This window comes from Aetokthonos hydrillicola CCALA 1050 (assembly GCF_017591665.1).
Lineage (GTDB): Bacteria > Cyanobacteriota > Cyanobacteriia > Cyanobacteriales > Nostocaceae > Aetokthonos > Aetokthonos hydrillicola.
Map to the genome: position 1 here is coordinate 21,435 of NZ_JAAKGC010000053.1, position 18,420 is coordinate 39,854.

General features: G+C 41.3%; 17 protein-coding genes and 1 pseudogene. 6 read left to right on the forward strand and 12 right to left on the reverse strand.

Features of this window, described 5'->3' with window-relative positions:
• Positions 1 to 120 precede the first annotated feature (120 nt).
• The gene (locus G4P69_RS23235; protein ID WP_208345506.1) at positions 121 to 420 is read left to right on the forward strand and encodes an HNH endonuclease; all 300 of its coding nucleotides are present in this window, start codon (positions 121 to 123) and stop codon (positions 418 to 420) included.
• A 92-nt stretch (positions 421 to 512) separates the two neighbouring features.
• Here G4P69_RS23235 and G4P69_RS23240 read toward each other — a convergent pair whose 3' ends face one another.
• The 3 genes from G4P69_RS23240 to G4P69_RS23250 all read right to left on the reverse strand — a co-directional run bounded on the left by G4P69_RS23240 (position 513) and on the right by G4P69_RS23250 (position 2,570).
• Positions 513 to 1,382: an SDR family NAD(P)-dependent oxidoreductase gene (locus G4P69_RS23240; protein ID WP_208345504.1), complete on the reverse strand. Its 870-nt coding sequence runs from the start codon at positions 1,380 to 1,382 to the stop codon at positions 513 to 515.
• 293 nt (positions 1,383 to 1,675) lie between these two features.
• On the reverse strand, positions 1,676 to 2,248 hold the full coding sequence (locus G4P69_RS23245) for a hypothetical protein (protein ID WP_208351402.1): 573 nt from the start codon (positions 2,246 to 2,248) through the stop codon (positions 1,676 to 1,678).
• A complete protein-coding gene (locus G4P69_RS23250; RefSeq protein WP_208351405.1) occupies positions 2,190 to 2,570 on the reverse strand; it encodes a hypothetical protein in 381 nt (126 codons plus the stop codon). Before G4P69_RS23250 ends, G4P69_RS23245 begins: the two co-directional genes overlap by 59 nt.
• Positions 2,571 to 2,853: 283 nt before the next feature.
• Between G4P69_RS23250 and G4P69_RS23255 the strand changes: the two genes are divergently transcribed.
• The 3 genes from G4P69_RS23255 (at position 2,854) to G4P69_RS23265 (ending at position 4,049) form a co-directional block, all read left to right on the forward strand.
• Positions 2,854 to 3,129, forward strand: a complete 276-nt coding sequence (locus G4P69_RS23255; protein ID WP_208346236.1) for a helix-turn-helix domain-containing protein — start codon at positions 2,854 to 2,856, stop codon at positions 3,127 to 3,129.
• A gap of 55 nt (positions 3,130 to 3,184) precedes the next feature.
• Positions 3,185 to 3,730, forward strand: coding sequence for an opioid growth factor receptor-related protein (locus G4P69_RS23260; RefSeq protein WP_208346235.1), 546 nt, complete (start codon positions 3,185 to 3,187; stop codon positions 3,728 to 3,730).
• Between the two features lie 64 nt (positions 3,731 to 3,794).
• The gene (locus G4P69_RS23265; protein ID WP_208351408.1) at positions 3,795 to 4,049 is read left to right on the forward strand and encodes a hypothetical protein; all 255 of its coding nucleotides are present in this window, start codon (positions 3,795 to 3,797) and stop codon (positions 4,047 to 4,049) included.
• 552 nt (positions 4,050 to 4,601) lie between these two features.
• Here the strand turns inward: G4P69_RS23265 and G4P69_RS23270 are convergent.
• Entirely contained in the window at positions 4,602 to 5,525 is a 924-nt protein-coding gene (locus tag G4P69_RS23270) for a LysR family transcriptional regulator (RefSeq protein WP_208351416.1), read from the reverse strand.
• 458 nt (positions 5,526 to 5,983) lie between these two features.
• Between G4P69_RS23270 and G4P69_RS23275 the strand changes: the two genes are divergently transcribed.
• Positions 5,984 to 6,745 carry an enoyl-CoA hydratase/isomerase family protein gene (locus G4P69_RS23275; protein ID WP_243903024.1) on the forward strand — a complete coding sequence of 254 codons (762 nt, stop codon included), beginning with the start codon at positions 5,984 to 5,986 and terminating at the stop codon, positions 6,743 to 6,745.
• 386 nt (positions 6,746 to 7,131) lie between these two features.
• Here the strand turns inward: G4P69_RS23275 and G4P69_RS23280 are convergent, their stop codons facing one another.
• From G4P69_RS23280 to G4P69_RS23295, 4 genes and pseudogenes are all read right to left on the reverse strand, one after another.
• Entirely contained in the window at positions 7,132 to 7,332 is a 201-nt protein-coding gene (locus G4P69_RS23280; protein ID WP_208351417.1) for a hypothetical protein, read from the reverse strand.
• Positions 7,333 to 7,918: 586 nt separating this feature from the next.
• The gene (locus G4P69_RS23285; protein ID WP_208351420.1) at positions 7,919 to 8,944 is read right to left on the reverse strand and encodes a DUF389 domain-containing protein; all 1,026 of its coding nucleotides are present in this window, start codon (positions 8,942 to 8,944) and stop codon (positions 7,919 to 7,921) included.
• 216 nt (positions 8,945 to 9,160) lie between these two features.
• Positions 9,161 to 9,730, reverse strand: a complete 570-nt coding sequence (locus tag G4P69_RS23290; protein ID WP_208346640.1) for a DUF3611 family protein — start codon at positions 9,728 to 9,730, stop codon at positions 9,161 to 9,163.
• A gap of 793 nt (positions 9,731 to 10,523) precedes the next feature.
• A pseudogene (locus G4P69_RS23295) lies at positions 10,524 to 11,708 on the reverse strand (cation:proton antiporter); the annotation flags it as partial.
• A 249-nt stretch (positions 11,709 to 11,957) separates the two neighbouring features.
• On the opposite strand from G4P69_RS23295, the gene G4P69_RS23300 reads away from it, so the two are divergent.
• A complete protein-coding gene (locus G4P69_RS23300) occupies positions 11,958 to 12,710 on the forward strand; it encodes a DUF4336 domain-containing protein (RefSeq protein ID WP_208351425.1) in 753 nt (250 codons plus the stop codon).
• A 179-nt stretch (positions 12,711 to 12,889) separates the two neighbouring features.
• On the opposite strand, the gene pyk is transcribed toward G4P69_RS23300, so the two are convergent.
• From pyk to gndA, 4 genes are all read right to left on the reverse strand, one after another.
• Entirely contained in the window at positions 12,890 to 14,311 is a 1,422-nt protein-coding gene (gene pyk / locus G4P69_RS23305) for a pyruvate kinase (protein ID WP_208351428.1), read from the reverse strand.
• 15 nt (positions 14,312 to 14,326) lie between these two features.
• Positions 14,327 to 15,022: a 2,3-bisphosphoglycerate-dependent phosphoglycerate mutase gene (locus G4P69_RS23310; RefSeq protein ID WP_208351431.1), complete on the reverse strand. Its 696-nt coding sequence runs from the start codon at positions 15,020 to 15,022 to the stop codon at positions 14,327 to 14,329.
• A 2-nt stretch (positions 15,023 to 15,024) separates the two neighbouring features.
• Positions 15,025 to 16,029 carry a type I glyceraldehyde-3-phosphate dehydrogenase gene (gap, locus tag G4P69_RS23315; RefSeq protein WP_208351436.1) on the reverse strand — a complete coding sequence of 335 codons (1,005 nt, stop codon included), beginning with the start codon at positions 16,027 to 16,029 and terminating at the stop codon, positions 15,025 to 15,027.
• A gap of 407 nt (positions 16,030 to 16,436) precedes the next feature.
• Positions 16,437 to 17,885 carry an NADP-dependent phosphogluconate dehydrogenase gene (gene gndA, locus G4P69_RS23320; RefSeq protein WP_208351437.1) on the reverse strand — a complete coding sequence of 483 codons (1,449 nt, stop codon included), beginning with the start codon at positions 17,883 to 17,885 and terminating at the stop codon, positions 16,437 to 16,439.
• Positions 17,886 to 18,420: the final 535 nt, after the last annotated feature.

Sequence of the window (18,420 nt, forward strand, 5' to 3'; positions counted from 1 at the left end):
GTAGAACTACTTTCCCACAAGGAGAGAGTTTTTAGCTTTTTCGTTCGTGGTTGCAACATTTTTAATAAATTGGTAAAGTCTTGAAGAAGTGCTTGAAATCATGAATTTAAAGCAAGAAAAATGCCCATTTATAGAGAGCGTTACGCGGATAATTGGCAAGACATAGCACGGCAAGTGAAGGAGTCTGCTGGATGGAAATGCCAGCACTGTGGACAACAATGCCTGCGCCCAGGAGAGAAACCAAAACAGATGACGCGCGCTGAGTGGACAATGCTCACGCTATCAGTTCATCATTCCAACTTCACGCCAGAAGATAACCGCAGAGAGAACCTTATACCTCTTTGTAGTCCATGTCACATTAAAATACATGCAAGGGGACGGTCAAACACTTCGCCAGGGCAGTTAGAACTACCAATATAGATCAATATAGATGTTCAATCAACAGGTTTTCCTAGCTCATAAGCAGCAGATTCCAGGGGAACGGCGATCTGGCTGACTGCTAGAACACCACCCTATTTTTTACTCAAACCCATGTACTGAATAATGACTTGATCAAGTAATTGAGTCGGTAGAAGTTTGGCAAGCCAGATATTCATTAAAGCATCTAATCCCACCACATAACGAGTTTTTGGTTTTTTCGCAGTGAGTGCATGAGCAACAGCTTTAGCAACTAATTCAGCAGGAAAACCATTTTTACTGAGCTTAGAGGCTGTATTACGGGTAGCGTTTACAGCATCTGAGTATAATTGGTGCGATAAGATGGGCAAGTTGTTCCAAATTTTGTCAGCTAAATCTAAAGATTTTTCCCAAATCGGCGTTGTTACACATCCAGGTTCGATCATAGAAACCTTAATATCCCAAGGTTGCAGCTCCATACGCAGCGCATCACTAAGCGCTTCCAATGCAAATTTTGAGGCACAATAGGGACCTAAAAAAGGTACAGCAACTTTGCCATTATCGGAAGTAATGTTGACAATACGACCTTTAGCCTTTCTCAAAAGTGGTAGAAATGCTTGCGTAACAGCTAGCTGTCCAGTTAAGTTGACTTCAAGTTGTTTTCTGAATTCAGCAAGAGGAAGAAATTCCAGGGGACTTGCAACAACTATACCAGCGTTATTCACTAGACCGAAGAGACCAATAGTGTTTAAGGCTTCCCTCACAATATTGAAAGATGCCATAATAGACGCTTCATCTGTGACATCTAACAGAAGTGGTGTTAGTCTAGCTGAGGTTTTGCCCTTTAGCTTTTCACCATCACCATCATTACGTACACCAGCAAATACGTGATAACCCAATTTGTCTAAGTAAATAGCACAGGCTTCACCTATTCCACTTGATGCGCCAGTGATCACCACGGCTCCAAAAATTTCTTTGCTAGCCATTCAGATAACCCGTAGATTAAGAGCAAATTGTATTTAATTATGGTCAATCCTACAGTAAAACAACGGAAAATCGCTAACTATCATTCTTGTGCTTGAAGACACATTCATCAGCAAGCCCTACGTAGGTTTCGGAAAAATAGGGGCAAGGGCGTACATTAGAGTTCCATTGCTACTCAAGGGCGAGAGGGATCGCAGTGACTTGTTACTGGAATGTAGAGTAAAAGTGAGCGATATAGCTGCATTGCTATCCCCACTTATAGGACACTGTAAAACTCGCGCCACGCTTGAAAGCATCAAGATTCCCCATCAACGCCATAATACTCTTCCAGCCATTGCAGCAACCCAAATTCCACAGGAGTCAGGTAGCTTTGCCGTCCTAGAGAATCCAACACTGTATATGCACCACGATCCAACGTACCATGATTACGTAGTCGCCAAATCCTCTCCTTAATTTGTGGTAGTTGATCATGGGCTTCTGGTGAGTCGATTTTGTTCAGGTTCTCAGGTTTCACGAGCAGTGTATTGTCATGGACAGCCACTTCTACTGTAAAGTCATTTAGGGTAACTGCGATCGCCCAGCATCCGTTATATTTTCGTTCTTGTGCCTCTAACTTACTTAAAGTAAACACATCTCCTAGCTGACAAAAATCGCTAGCTTTGAATAAACGCTTCTCTTTCAAGCGTTCCAGTGTCTCCTTGACAAGGCGTCCACTGGGTACTCTATTACCAGCCTCAATTACTGCTTGCTGCCATACTGAACGTTGTTCTGGGGGTTCTAAATTGGTCAGAGGTCTAACTTGGGATTCACTAGTCGGCAAAATTTGGGAACAAATTGTTCCCGTCTCCGAGGTGAATTTCGGAATCATTTGTTCCCTTCAACAGATTATCTACTACCATTGAACCGGCAATTAGGTAATTGACACTACGATGGGTAAAACCAAACCTATCACGGCAATACTCTTGAAAAGTCTTATGGCTACTGCGGTATAAACGTTTATTCCGTAATTCCATTAAAGCTTGGCCACACTCATAAAATGACCTTTCCACCTTCCGTTCTAGGTGAAGCCGTAACCCCAACTCCTCCTGTGTGAGCTCTTCTATTTCAACAACTTCAACTCTTACAGCTTGTGGATCTTCTGCTTGGGTATTGGCTGAGGGTAAGAGTTTTGGTGTTTTGCGTTTTGTCATAGTTCAGAACAAAGGCACTTAGTCTGGATAGATAGAAGCTTTAGTTGAAGTCTTTGTAAGAGAAGGCAATTTGTGCTTGCTAAAAGTGCGATCCGCACGCAGGCGGTACGCTTCGCTATTGCCTTTCTTTATTCTCTTTATCATAGCATACAGCGCTATACATTTAGCGCTAAGTGCTTAAATATCAGAGAATAGCACTTGTGAGGGTATTGCTGACTTACCTAACGCTATGCTAGTGGTATGAGGTGCTATTAAAGTTAATGAGACATAATAAGAAATAGCGATGAATGCAGTGCTAAGCCTACCAAAAGTCAGTAGAGTTCGTTGGAAGCTAAGAGAAGTAATGGCTAAACGAAAGATTACAAACAAAGCACTAGCGGATAAACTCAACGTCCACCCAACCAGTATTTCCCGACTCAAAACTCAGGATGTATTGCCAGAAATTGGTGGAGAGGTATTAGGTCAGTTAATTGACGCAATTGATAAGCTGAGTGCTGAAAAATATGGCTGCTGCACTTTAACGGAACTGGTTGAGCTAGTCTCTGATGAGCGGCGCTAAGTGTGAGTCTGAAGTGCTGGCACAAGGTTTATAACTTCTGCGAATTTGATCTCTTATGAAAGATGAAAAACAGTTAACTAGCATGATTGTGCCTTTTTATCTGGAAGAACAGCCGGATACCGAAAACCGGATGATTCATGAGATATGGGCATGGAATTTCGACAAATTAGAATACACTCACAACTACATTCAATGGTTATTTCCAATCATTGAGAAAAGCTCATTTAACCTTAATGCACCTACCCTTAACAATGAAGTCATTCAAAAGTTTTACACTGACACTCGCCTTCAAAAAAACTTGCTGCAATCCTTAACTGTCTTGCTAAGATTTTACGGACTACAAGGCAGTGTTAATGAAGATGGTATTTATATTGTGACAAAATCTGAAGATTATCCAAATCGTATGAAACAGTGGATAAACTCTAGTAATCATAACTACCTTCGTATCACTCGGATTTTAAAATGCTTAGTCTCATTAGGATGTAACACTTATGCCCAGGCATTTTATCAATGCTTGAAACAAATTTATTCGGAAGAAAGCCAGTTGATTGGCAACAAAACTTTTCACTTTTGGACTGGGGCGATCTCCAACAGAATATGACACCCCAATCACAAACAGTGTATGATAAGAGCTTTGCCCAAAAGCCATAGGAGAAATACCACTCGTGAAGGAAAGTATCATCAGTATTTCAAAACCTACCCCGAAAGTACAACCAAAGCCACTTGAAGATGAACCCCAACCAGAAATAACCCAAACTGAAGAAATCAGTTGGACAGAGGAATTACAACAACCAGAGTCATTAGACCCCATTCGACCTACTTTAAGCAGCTTTGCAAGCACAAGTTATGGTGGTTGGAAACCATCAGATATTTTGAGAGAAATCAGACTGGATAATTTTGATATAGGTAGTACAGACTAAGGGCAATTGCACTTCTTATGGATAAATTTTATTTGGCTGTGATGGTTTATTCTAAGATTAAGGTGCGAGCGCGTATTTATGAACAACAGAACTCCATTACTTGCACACTCTACCCTACTTATGAAAAAATGACATTATTTAATTTAAAAGTATGAAAAAAAGTTTTTCATTCAGGCTAAGTTCAAACCCTTTTTCAGTAAAGGTTTAAGCCAACTTTCTTTACCCAAAGGAACGTGACATTAATTCTTTAGAATTGGACAATAATTATTTAATGTACACCAAAAGAGGTAGTGTTCAACTACCCCTTTTGGACGAGGCTAAAAGCTTATTATCAGAATCCTATTCTAGCTATGGAGCATTGAAATTGTGATTTGCTGCAGATGGAAAGTCGTCGTGAACACTTATGGCATCTGCTACAGATAGCTGGGAGTTCGATAGTAATGAATACGTTCCTTTAAATCTCTACATTTTGCTGCTTATCTGGCCAATTAGTTAAATCCTGTAAACAGCGTTCTTGACATCAATCTGTTTTTGACTCTCGTGGAATTAGTGTCAGATTGACGATTTCATTCCATAGCCTGATAGCCACGGATTCAGCCTGAATTCATTTGTAAAATATTCAATAAAACAACGTACTTTTGCAGAGATAAACCGCCCACGACGATAAACAACATGAATGGGTAATGGGGTAGGTTGATAATCTTTGAGGATAATTTTTAAGCGATCAGATTGAATTAGCTCACCAAACAACCAAACTGGGCAAACTGCGATACCTATACCTGACAACACAGCTTCTCGAATGGCGGTAGAGTTATCGACTTGCAAATTGCCTTTGACCGTAACTTTGGTTGTTTCACCCGTCGGAAGTTGAAAATGCCATTCATAACCTGTTACGAGGCGAGTATAGACAATACAGTTGTGATCGATTAATTCTTCCGGTATTTTTGGTTCTTGACGATTGTGAAAATAATCCACAGAAGCAATTGTGATTCGGTGAGTGAGGCCAATGGGATGAACGATTAGTGCCGGGTCGTTTACTTGTCCAATCCGCATCGCCAGATCAACTCCCTCTTCTACTAGATCAACAAAGTTATCGCTCATCATCAGATCTAACTTCAGGTTGGGGTAGCGAGCGAGAAATCCTTTAAGATAAGGCATGATTTGATGCTGCCCAAAGGCAACTGGACAGTTAACTCGTAATGTTCCAACTGGGTTTTGTCTTTGACCAACACTTGCTTTCGCTTCTTCTACTGCATCCAGTAAACCCTGACAATGCTCAAAAAAACGCTCGCCCTCTAGTGTCAACTGTAGCTTACGAGTTGAACGAGTCAACAGTTGCACGTCGAGATAATCTTCTAGAGCAGCAATCTGCTTACTGATGGTGGGTTGGGTGGTGTTATATTCACGCGCTACTGCCGAAAAACTACCCGTTTCCACCACCCGAACAAAACTTTGAATCCAGTTGAGCCGATCCATTATCTTATACCATTTCCTAATTTAGGAAATTTAGGTTTTCTTTAATTTATTCCAAATACGAATAAATCATATTCTATTTTCCCTGCTTCTCAATTAAATTGAGACAAATCATAATTAAAAGTGTGGACAGCAGGCAAGCTCAAGGCCAAACATGAAGTTTTTACCGGCTATCAGGAGATAGTTATGACGGGAGCAGACCAAATCAACAATATTTTCACCCATATGCAAGCAGGATGTCCCGATGGAAACATTAATAGCCAGCGATCGTGTTCTTTGCTTCAGAAGATGCATCTTATATTATCGGGCAAACATTGTTTGTTGATGGCGGTAGTAGTCTTGGAGCTGCCTTTCCTTAACTTTGGTTAAGTAAATTGCCTAAGGGTGTATCTTAACTTAGTTACAAATTATAGTACCTTGCGGAAGATACAGATATTTTAGTACACCTGTGGAGAAAAATCATGACTACTGAACCTAACTATTTCACTAAGTACGAAAATTTACACTTCAAACGTGATGAAAATGGTATTTTAGAAGTACGAATGCATACAAATGGCGGAGCGCTGATATTCACAGGTAAAACTCACCGTGAGTTTCCCGATGCTTTCTATGATATTAGCCGCGATCGCGACAATCGTGTCGTCATCCTCACAGGTACAGGTGATGAATGGATGGCAAAAATTGATTTCAACAGTTTAGGTGATGTCACTAATCCCCGTGTCTGGGATAATACCTTTTGGGAAGGAAAGAAAGTCTTGCAAAACCTGCTTGACATAGAAGTTCCAGTCATTAGTGCTGTCAACGGACCAGCTCTATTGCACACCGAATATATTCTCACCTCCGACATTATTCTAGCTTCCGAAAATACCACGTTTCAAGATATGCCCCACTTGAATGCAGGAATTGTTCCTGGTGATGGTGTACACGTCCTATGGCCCTTGATTTTAGGTCCGTCTCGTGGTCGCTACTTCCTGCTGACCCAAGAAACTCTCAATGCTCAACAGGCATACCAATTGGGTGTTGTCAACGAAGTTTTACCGTCCAATCGCCTGATGGAGCGAGCGTGGGAGTTGGCAAGACAATTGGCAAAACAACCCACTCTCACCTTGCGTTACACTCGTGTTGTCTTAACCCAACGACTCAAACGTCTAGTATCTGAAGGTATAGGGTATGGTTTGGCGTTGGAAGGCATCAGTGCTACTGACCTTCGTACTGGAAAGTAATTTTTCTAAACCAGGAGGTGTTTTCTGTTTTCCAGCAACTCGCTTTTTGACAAACTTGTCATGGAAAAAACCTTCTTAAAACGAGCAATCTTCCCCCGCACGTTGACGCAAGAAAAAAGGGGAACCTTCTTTGATTAGATGTATAAGACCCAACATTTAAAGGGTTTGTATTAAGGTTCCCCTTTTTTCTCAGTATTAGTCCTCGACCCCGTTAAAAGGTTGATAAGTTCCACTTCTACGTGTTGAAGGGCAAAACGTGCTGTTTTTAGGCTTTTATTGAGACTTATTATTAAAGTAGCGCCTAAAAGCACAACAGGAGTGCTCGTTTTAAGTAGATAAATAGGTTGAGAAGTAACGCCAATTAAAACCACCACTGTGGCAGTTTATCATGTTTTTTGAATGCGCATTAGATGTGCAACCTGCCAAATTTGAGTTGTGATGTCTTTAGCTGCATTCTCTATTGAATGGGAATGCAAATAAACACAATGATTACCTTCTTGCACATCTATTTTGGCTTGTTGTAATTTTGCAATTAGATGATCGATACTTGTGGATAGGTGGGAGCATTTTTGTTGTAAGTCTTGCATGATAATTACCTCAAAAATTAATTACCTAAAAGCTCTCGAGCATAGATTTTAGTCGATTGCTTCATTGTTCCGCCTAGTCGGACACTCTTCAACAGTATCTCCCTTTACAAAAATTTGTGTTGAGTTGTTCTTAAGTTTGCGTTGAGTTGTTGTTAAGTTTACTCAACTCAGTAATAATAAACTACAAACTTACTACACGGTTTCTGTGAAAAAAAGATGAAAAATTCCCGATTATATATTCACCTGCTTACATATCATACCGTCTAATCAAATTCAAAAGCCTGACACAGAATTTCCCACAAGGGTTTTACTTTAAATATATTACTTTCGTCATAAAAAACTCTGCCCCAAGATAAAATTTAGACGAGAATTGTCTGTTGGGTAACCGCGTAAAGCAAAAAAAGAACGGAACATGCTGCGGTAACTTCAGGAGCGATCGCACTTAAAAGTCCCGCTCACCAACCCTGATTATTTTTTCAATCAACGTTAAAAAATTTCAAAATCGAGCAATAGACATTTAATATAAAATTGAGTTAAGGATAAAATGTACTTCAAACAAGTAATGATTTTCATATTTTTGTTAAGACTAATTACGATGCGTTCTGCCTGATGATTTATCCAAATCTTCTCCTGTAACTTGTTCGACTTGACTGACTTCAAAAATCAGAATAAACTTTTTACGCATTACCTTACTGACAAATTCTTCTAAAAGTCTCACCTGTTTAGGGGTCACAGCTTTATGAGAGCGAACACTTAAGTGCACTTCAGGTGGGTCAGTCAACCAATTAGTATCGCTTTTAAGTAGAGTAACGCGCTGAAAGGTAACGGTTTTGTTGAGCAACGCTGACTTCAGAGCAGCTTCGAGTTGGCTTTGTCTAACCAATCGCACAAAACTAACAGCCAAAGGAATTAAAAGTACAGATGTAAAGGCTAGAGTCCAAACAAGCGCTCTACGAGCACGTGCCAGAGGAACCCAGCCTGTTATTAAGAATACTAGCATGCAAGAGAAGGTGATCCCGAGCAAGTTGGTAAGGTAGAGGAGGGTAGCACCAAGACTGAGTGACCAATCTGCACGGGATAAACCCAAGCCAATGACACAAACTGGTGGCATCAGCGCAACAGCGATCGCCACCCCCGCAAGACTATTAGCAACTTTAGGTTTAACTAAGGCGAAGCCACCAATTCCTCCAGCAGCGAGCGCAATTCCTAAGTCCAACAAATTAGGTTTAGAGCGAACAAGAACTTCGTTACCAAACTCTGCAAGTCCTACCAAGCGACCTAGAACAGCAGCTAAAATAATTGCTAATACTGTTCCAACACTGATTGCAGTTATACTGAAACGGACGAGGATAACGTCACCGTCTAAAGCTCCAAATGCTAGCCCCCGGATTGGTAACATCAGAGGAGCAATGATCATCGCTCCAATAATTACAGCAGCACTATTGGAAAGCAACCCCAAAGTCGCGATCGCGCAGGAGCCAAGAATCAACACCAGGTAGTTTACATCTAAAGTTGATTCTACCAACAGATCAGTTCGCAACTGTTGTAGATTTTGTGGAGTAACTCTTCTGGCGCTGTAATATTTAAAACGCTCCCGAATGTGGTTGAACATAATCCCGTCGTCCAAGAAATTAAGGGGTGATATTGAGCGTAACTCATCTTGGAAGGATTATGAATTGCGTATTATTGAATACGCTGGTGAATTAAGTATCTTTATCGTCCAACTTTTTACTATTTACTGGTGGCTACTACCGCTAGTTAGAGGCTTGTATGTTAGAAACAGTAGTAGACCATTGCTCCATGCTCGCGGACAAAATATTGCAACCTCTTAATCCTCAACCCAATACAGGAGACCAAGAGAAGTAACTCCCCCAAAAAAGTGAGCACCAATCATATTCACGTTTGCTAACATTACAAAAATATCTAGCGAACGAATCACGTTCTCCGGTTGGTAAATTGCAACACCTTGAGGTTGTGCTAATGCTTTTCCTAATATGATTACCACCGTTTCTTCAGAAGCAAGAAAAGCTATTAATAGCCCTACCAAACTTACGATTAATCCAATACGTAAATTTTGAACTACATCTTCTTTGTTAGGATAGTTTTGAGCGTTTGGTGTTTGTAAAAGTTTAGCCAATTTCCTGTAACGAAAAGCCCAATACACTCGAAAGCATAGCAATAAAATACTAACAATAGCTAAAAATATGCCAAATCCTATACCAGCATTACTGGTTTGGGTAGTAATGTTACGGCTGAAGTAAGCCATTAACACAGCGATACCAGAAATACTACCCAGCGCTAACTGTACCCAAAAACTAATTCGACTGACTAGACGAAAAGTGGCAGCAAATTCTTGTTTGGTTGGTGGACGTGAAAAGGAGCTTAAAATATCTAACATTTACACCTATAAGTAAACTTGGTAGGAAATATTATCAAGAAAGGCAGAGGGCAGGAGGCAGAAGGCAGAAGGCAGAAGGGAATTCTGACTCCTGGTCTGTGCCCGTGACCGTTCGCGAAGCGTCTCGAAGAGAAGGGAACAAGGGTTTAATACCCCAATTTCTTTAAGTTGCTTCCTTTCAGATGGGGATTCGACCCCATCTGAAAGGAACCTTCTGCCCTCTGACTTGTAAGTAGGGAGCAGAGAGCAGGGAGCAGGGGGAATAAAATACTTACATGCATGGCGGTGAAAATTTTTTCATTGGGACTGCCTTCGTACTTCTGCCTTCTTCAACCTCCGATGTTAATCTTAAATAGTGGAAAAATTGTGGAGAAATTACCAGTCAACTTTTAAAGACTGTTTTCATATACTCCAACATTGTTTGTAATACAATCATTAATTTGGCTGAGATATTTGTTTATTTTAGATCAAGATTTTTGGTATAATTTTAAACTTAGTATGATTGTTACGGTGAATATCCTGATGATGGTTGCGTCGGTTGGTCAATCGGAACGGGTCAAGCTCAGGGGTTGGGATGAACCCGGTACATATGGGACAACCTTTGTCCCAATTTGGGATGTAGACGAATAGGAGAGGGTGCGATCTGCACAGTCAAAAGTAAGAGCCTCAGAATTGAAGAAGAATTCAAAATTTAGGAATCAGTATCAATCGGATGGAAATTTAAACCTTTTATACCAATCGTATCATCACTGATTGGTTGCAAACACTGGGGAGTATTTTGATTTGTTAAACGTAAATTGAGCAAAATAGCAACCCAACGAGCTGTCAGCCCCTGGAAAAGAACCGTCATAATAATCGTCAAAAATACTAAAGCTTTAATCGAATCACCACCATTTATACCCTGCTTTGCGAGCGAAACCGCAAACAAAGAAGCCAAAGAAGCAGCCACAATTCCCCGGGGAGCAACCCAACACAAAAATAACTGCTGTTGCCAGGTCAAACCTTGATTCCAGGTGGATATAAAAACGTTAATAGGACGTACAATCAGCATCAGTACTAGAACCGTCACAACACCACCCCAACCCAAGACAAAAACACTTGCAACTGATAGGTCTGCTGCTAATAGAACGAATAAAACCGAATTAGATAATATGCTTAATTGTTCATTAAACCGGCTTAGTAAAGACTCACAAGGCAAGTTAGCAGCTTGTAAAACTACGCCCATAGCCACAACAACCACTAGACCAGACTCACTACACAGTACTTGTGCCAAACTAAACAAGCCCCAGATACTAGCGAAAACAACTAAATTTTTCAACTCTTGAGAGAGGAATTTATCGTGCACGAGATATTGGCACAGCAGCCAACCTCCACCTATTCCAATCACTCCACCTATACCCAAACGTAACAGCAGACCCTCAATTAAAATGAGTATTTCTACATCCCTATTTAGGACGAAATGAAGCACTATCACAGAGAGAATTGCACCGATTGGATCAATAAAAACGCCCTCCCCTTCTAAAAGGGTAGAAATTTGATGGTCTATACCAATCTGTTTGATAAGTGGATTAATAACTGTTGGACCAGTTACAACTACTAAAGAGGCATAAAGGAAAGCTATTGACCAGGGAAATTCACTGAACCAGTGTGCGGATATTGCAGCACCTACTAACGTAATTAGCACTCCCAAAGTCACAAGATTGCGAAGACTAGTTGAAACTTTTCCTAACTCTCCTAACTGTAGATTTAAACCACCTTCGAATAAAATCAACGCTACTGACAGTGAAATGATAACTTCTAAACCAACCCCTAACGCAGATGGGTCTAACAAACCAAAACCGTCTTGTCCTAAAAGAATCCCAAACAGAAGTAGCAAGACAATGCTAGGAATTTGAAGATAACCTGCTAAAACTTGAGCCACAATGCCAACTACAACCGTTTCACTTATTAAAACAGTGATTTTTAAGGATTCTTCCATAAGAGTTTTAGAGTAACTAGTAATATTACACTTACACAACACATGAAGAGACTGTATACCCCAGAAGGTTAGCGCTTCAGCGCAGGCTGTTGAAACAAACGCTCACGGGAGCAAAACAAGAATTAAATTGGTAACATCCAACACGATATTACATGAGCATTTGTCAATCTCCGAGTTGTGAGGAGGTTGGGTACAAAAAAGACAATGAGGATCGCTACACTCATAAGTAGTTTATCATTTTAAGTTGCTATGAACCATGACGCGATTAAACTGTATGAACCAATCAACACCGTGAAACAGGTTAGTGAAGATATTTGGATCGTTGACGGTCCAATCGTGCAGATGAAAATGTATGGGACTTCTATTTCTTTCCCAACGCGCATGACTGTTGTGCGATTGAGTAACGGTGAGCTATGGTGTCACTCACCAATAGAATTAACCTTGGAACTCAAAGCTGAAATCGACTCTCTTGGTTCAGTGTGTCACCTCATTTCGCCCAATAAAATTCACTACGTCCATATTGGCACTTGGGCTAAAGCTTATCCAGAAGCAATCGCGTGGGCCTCACCAGGTGTGCGCGATCGCGCAGCACAGCAGAAAGTTGAAGTAAGTTTTGATGCCGACTTGGAAGATCAACCACCACCTCAGTGGGCTGCAGATCTAGACCAATTAATTTTTCGTGGCAGTCGATTCATGGATGAAGTTGTATTTTTCCATCGCAAGAGTGCTACCCTCATCATTGCCGACCTGATCGAAAACTTTGAACTTAACAAAGTTAGTACGTGGTTTGGTTGGGTACTTAAGCTAGCTGGTAGTGCTGACCCTGATGGAAAAGCTCCATTGGATTTGCGAATGACGTTTTGGGGGCAAAAGGAGCAGTCCCGTAATTGCTTAAAGCGAATGCTCGAATGGAATCCTCAGAAGATTATCCTAGCCCACGGTCGTTGGTATGAAAATAACGGTACTGCTGAGTTGCACCGCGCTTTTCGCTGGCTTGAATAGCTTATCTCTTTTAACCTGGCTGTTGAGTAGTTAGCTAAGCCTTGAACACGATCGCTGGATCGACGCGAGTGACCTTTTGAATAGCAAAGATAGCTGACATGATGCACATTACAACGGTGACTCCCAAAACAGCTGCTGCAGAAACTGGGGTGATGACAATCATTATGCAAGGAGTATTTTTAATTCGAGCATTGACCAACTTGGTGTACTTTTATTAAATTGGTAATCCCTTTAAGGGCTAGGGGTAACCCAGCTGCGATTACAATTATGTCTCCCGCGCTGACAAGTTTGTGAGCAACAGCAACTTGCTCTACTATTGCGATCATTTCGTCTGTGCTAGCAACCTCCTGGAGTAACAAGGATTGAACACCCCAGTAAAGAGCTAGCCGCCGTTGCACAGATTCTTTAGGTGTTACGGCAATAATCGGGATAGGTTGGCGATATTTAGAGAGAACCTGGGCAGTAAAGCCGTTTTGAGTGAAGCAGATAATTACTCGTGCTTTAAGATGCTGTGCTAGCTGGCACGCTGCATAACCTACAGCACTGGCAACATGATACTCATCCGCGCCACCATCAATGTAATTGAGGAGTGATGGTAAACTTGCTTCCACTGTATCAGCAATGCGAGCCATAGTCTCAACTGCTTTTACTGGATAACGACCTATTGCTGTTTCTCCTGAAAGCATAAGGGCGTCTGTACCGTCTAAGATAGCGTTGGCAATGTCGGAAACTTCAGCACGCGTAGGTCTAGGATTATGAATCATGGACTCTAACATCTGAGTTGCAGTGATGACCAGTTTAAGGTGTTTGTGACAAATTTGAATCAAGTGCTTTTGAATTCCAGGAACTTGTTCTAAGGGAATTTCTACCCCCAAATCTCCCCGTGCGACCATAATAATATCAGAGGCAATCACAATACCTTCGAGATTGTCTAATGCTTCATGACGCTCAACTTTAGCAATGACATGAACGTTTGTTTCTCGATTTGCAATCATATCTGTTAACCGTTTGATATCGCTCGCTTCCTCAACAAACGAAAGGGCAACATAATCTACTCCTTTAGCTAGTCCCCACTTTAAGTCTTGGATATCTTTTTCTGTTAAGGTTGGGGTAGATACAGAAGATTGGCTGAGATTAATACCTTTATGACTTTTCAACGAGCCACCGTGAATTACAGTTCCGTGTATTTCGTTATTATCAATGTGATTTACCTGAATCTCGATTAAGCCGTCATTAATGAAGAGCGGGTCTCCCTCTTTTACATCCCTTGCTAAACCTTTATAGGTAGAACTAAATCGTGTAGCTGTACCCACAACATCTTCCATAGTGATCACAATTTGATCACCGGTTTGTAAGACAACATCATCTACCATCTCTCCTACACGAATTTTAGGACCTTGTAAATCTTGTAAAATGGCGATTGGGCGATTTAGTTCCGACGAGATCTCGCGAATTAGGTGAATTCTTTTTAAATGAGCTTCACTATCTTCATGGGAGAAGTTCAACCTTGCCACATCCATACCCGCTTTTACCATCGCTTTAATAGTGTCACGATCTGAACAAGCCGGACCAAGCGTGCAGACGATTTTGGTTTTACGCATGGAAGAGTGAAATTTTTATTTCAAAACAGTTTTTTTAGTGAATTTCCCACCCTCGTCAATATCATAAACGATGGGGATGCCAGTTGCCAGTTCTAGGTTTGGAACTTCCTCTTGGCTAAGGTGATCAAGATACATAATGATTGACCGCAGGGAATTTCCGTGAGCAGAAACTAGAACATTATCCCCTTGCTTAAGGTAGGGTAATATACGATTTTGGAAAAATGGAATTGTTCTAGCAGCAGTATCTTCCAAGCTCTCTCCTTTTGGTGGTCGAACAGAAAATGAGCGTCGCCACTGGTGTACAATGTCTTTACCTACCTTCTGTGCCATCTCAGCTTTATTAAAGCCCTGCAATTCGCCATAGTAGCGCTCGTCAAGATCTGGGCTCATGAAAATTGGTACTTCTTTACTCTTGCCACCAGAGTAGTGATCCCAACCGTGCCAGCTTGGGTCATCGGTATCATGTTTAAAAACGGGGCTTTTCCCACTACAAGCCCCATCACACTCAGTTAGACAGATAGCTGTTGTCTCCAGCGCACGAACTAACAAGCTCGTAAAGCACAAATCAATCTGATAGGAACTGATTTTCTTGGCTGCTTCCATCGCCTCTTGGCGACCAACATGATTAAGCGGTACATCCACCCAACCAGTAAATCGGTTAGCTGCATTCCAAGTACTTTGACCGTGACGAACTAAAATTAGTTTTGCCATTTTTATTGCTTCAAGTTTTTGGTCAAGCTTACTGCTGTCCGTACCATCTGATTGGCATAACCCCATTCATTGTCATACCAGCTCATGACCTTCACTAAGTCGCCGTCGACGACTTGTGTCATTGTCAAATCAACAATTGAAGCATGAGAATCGCCAACGATATCAGATGAGACAATTTCTTCTTCAGAAACTTCTAAGATATTTTTGTAGCGATCGCTTTGTGCTTCCTTTTTAAAGATGCTATTGATTTCCTCGACAGTTGTTTGTCTTTGAGTTACAAAAATTACATCAGCAATTGAACCAACTGGGATTGGTGCACGCACTGCTACACCGTCGAATTTATTTTCAAATTCAGGCAGTACTTTAGTGGTTGCAATCGCAGCCCCAGTAGAAGTCGGTACTAAATTGGCAGCACCTGCTCTTCCACGACGGAACTTCTTGCTTGGTGCATCGACAATTTGTTGAGAAGAAGTATAGGCATGAACCGTTGACATAATTGCTTTTTTCACACCGATTCTTCTGCCCATAATTTCTACTATAGGTGTAATGCAATTGGTTGTACAACTGGCACAAGAGAAGATTGGTGCAGAATTAGGTATTTGGTTAACGCCATACACTACAGTAGTAACATCCTCACTTTTAGAAGGTGCTGAGAGAATTGCATATTTTGCACCTGCGTTAAGATGCTTCTCTAAACCTTCCTTCTTTGTGAAAATCCCGGTACATTCAAAAACTATATCAATTCCTAAGCTATCCCAAGGAAGTTGTTCCGGGTCTTTTTCACTAAAAACTTTATATTCCTTACCGTCTACGATTAAGCTATTTTGGTCACTTTCTACCTTTTTTTCATATTTACCGTAAACACTGTCGTACTTGACCAAGTAAGCAAGATTATCAACTGGAACCAAATCATTAACAGCAATTAATTCTAATTCTTGCTCATCGAGTATAAGCTTAAAAACTGCTCTGCCAATTCTACCTAATCCATTAATTGCCACTCTAGTCATAATTGGCCTCCAAATTCAAATTTTTTCAACTGTCTTTTTGATAGTATTAATTTATCAAAAAGAACACATTCGTCAGAATTCAGGAGTCACAAGAATAAATGCTGGTAAAAACCTCATCCCTTGTGGATGAAATAGGGGTTGAAACTTTTCTTAAAACACCCTTCTCCTGTCGGAGACGCTTCGCGCGACGCGCAGCCATGCCCGCAGGGCTTTACGGGTGACGCTCGTTCCTCGCTAACGCTTCGCTAGCGCCAGTTCCCTAGGTCGGGAAACCCTCCTTCTCCCAAGGGGAGACGCACTCGCGTTCAGGACTGGACTCACCATCCCTTTATGGGTGGTGTATTCTGACTCCAGAATTGCTGAATTCTTTTATAGAGGTAGTTACCGCGAGTTCTAACGCTAAACTCCTAATCTGTCGTCCCTGTTTGCAGAGATTGTTCTTCAACTAAATTCCATTCGGTGTGAAAAACACCTGGTTTATCGATGCGCTCGTAAGTATGGGAACCAAAGTAGTCGCGCTGGGCTTGGATTAGATTTTGGGGTAGGCGATCGCGACGATAAGTGTTAAAGTATGCGAGAGAAGCACTGAATGCTGGAATTGGAATATCTAGCGCTACTGCTGTTGCTATAACTTCACGCCAAACAGGCAATTTATTCAAAATCGCTTCTTTAAAATTCCTCGCTAAAAGCAAGTTCTGTAAATCGGGCTTTTGTCTAAAGGCATCTTGAATATCATCTAAACATTTAGCCCGAATGATACAACCGCCCTTCCAAATTCTGGCTACTTCACTCAAGTTTAGTTTATAGTCATGGACTTGCGAGGCTGCCCGCAATAACTCCATCCCCTCAGCATAAGAGCAGATTTGAGCGCAGTACAATGCATCTCGCAGCTTATCAATAAAGGACTGAATATCTACCTGATACTTTTTGATTGTACTGCAGAGGGCTTGAGCTACTATTGAGCGCTCCTTTTTAAAGGCGGACATTGTGCGAGCGTTGACAGCCGCCGAGATCGTTGGAACTGGTACTCCCAACTCTAGCGCACCCATTACCGTCCAACGCCCTGTTCCCTTTTGTTCTGCCACATCAAGAATATTATCTACTAGGGGCGTGTTACTTTCTGGATCGATGTACTGAAAAATATTGGCGGTAATTTCCATCAAGTATGAATTCAGTTCTTCAGTGGCATTCCATGCTGAAAAACAGCTATGCAACTGCTCGTTATCGAGTCCTAAGCCGTGGTTGAGTACGTCATAAGCCTCTGCAATTAGTTGCATGTTTCCATACTCAATACCATTATGCACCATTTTGACGTAGTGACCCGCACCACCAGAACCAAGATAAGTTACACAAGGACCATCCTCTACTTGGGCCGCAATCTTGGTCAAAATTGGTTCTAAAGTCTCATAGGCAAACTCACTACCTCCTGGCATCAAGCTAGGTCCTTTCAGTGCGCCCTCTTCGCCGCCACTAACTCCCATACCAATAAATTCCAGATTAGCAGATTTTAATTCTTGACTACGGCGGGCAGTATCTTCATAAAAGGAGTTACCGCCATCAATAAGGATGTCACCTGGTTCCAGTAAAGGCTTAAGCTGGCTGATTACAGCATCCACTGCTTTGCCAGCTCTCACCATCATCAGAATTTTGCGAGGTCGTTCCAGGGAATTAACTAACTCCTTTGGGGAATAGGTGGCTTGAATTTTTTTGTCTTTTGCTCGCTCAGACATAAATTTGTCTGTCTTTTCTGTTGTACGATTGTAGACTGCCACCGAGAATCCTTGATGCTCAACATTCAGCGCTAAATTCTCACCCATGACAGCTAAACCAATTAGACCGAATTGCTGCTGTGACATAAAAAATATTACCTGAATTGTATTGATCAAAGCTGTTCAGGGGTGACCGCATACAGAGCAGTGCGCAAAGAGCGATCGCCCCTTATAAATTTAAACAAACCTTGCGATTTTTTGGGAGAATGAATCTTCACAACCGTCACTGTTTAAATCCCTGAGTATTTAGGTAGCAAGGAATTAGATGACTACATTTTTATACGAAAAATTTTGCATTATCTTGTATTTTTCGTGTTTTTCTATTGTTATAAATAAAGTTAAACTTTAATAGTGGAGAAGTCGTGTAAAAATCAAACACCTATTCAGAACTACCTCTCGAGAAATAGTGTTGCTATCTCTAACGGTATAGGTGAGTGTTTCAATATTCCTGTTCAAGTATTGTCCCGCTAAGTTTTTCGGGTATAGCTGCCTAGAGAGCGCTTACCACTTCATTTTTACCCGAGTTTTCCACTATTCAAGTTTAGTATGACACTATAGTCAGACTCAGTTGTTGATTCGACTGAAGCTTATTGGCTCGATTTTCTCTTTTACTTCACTTATA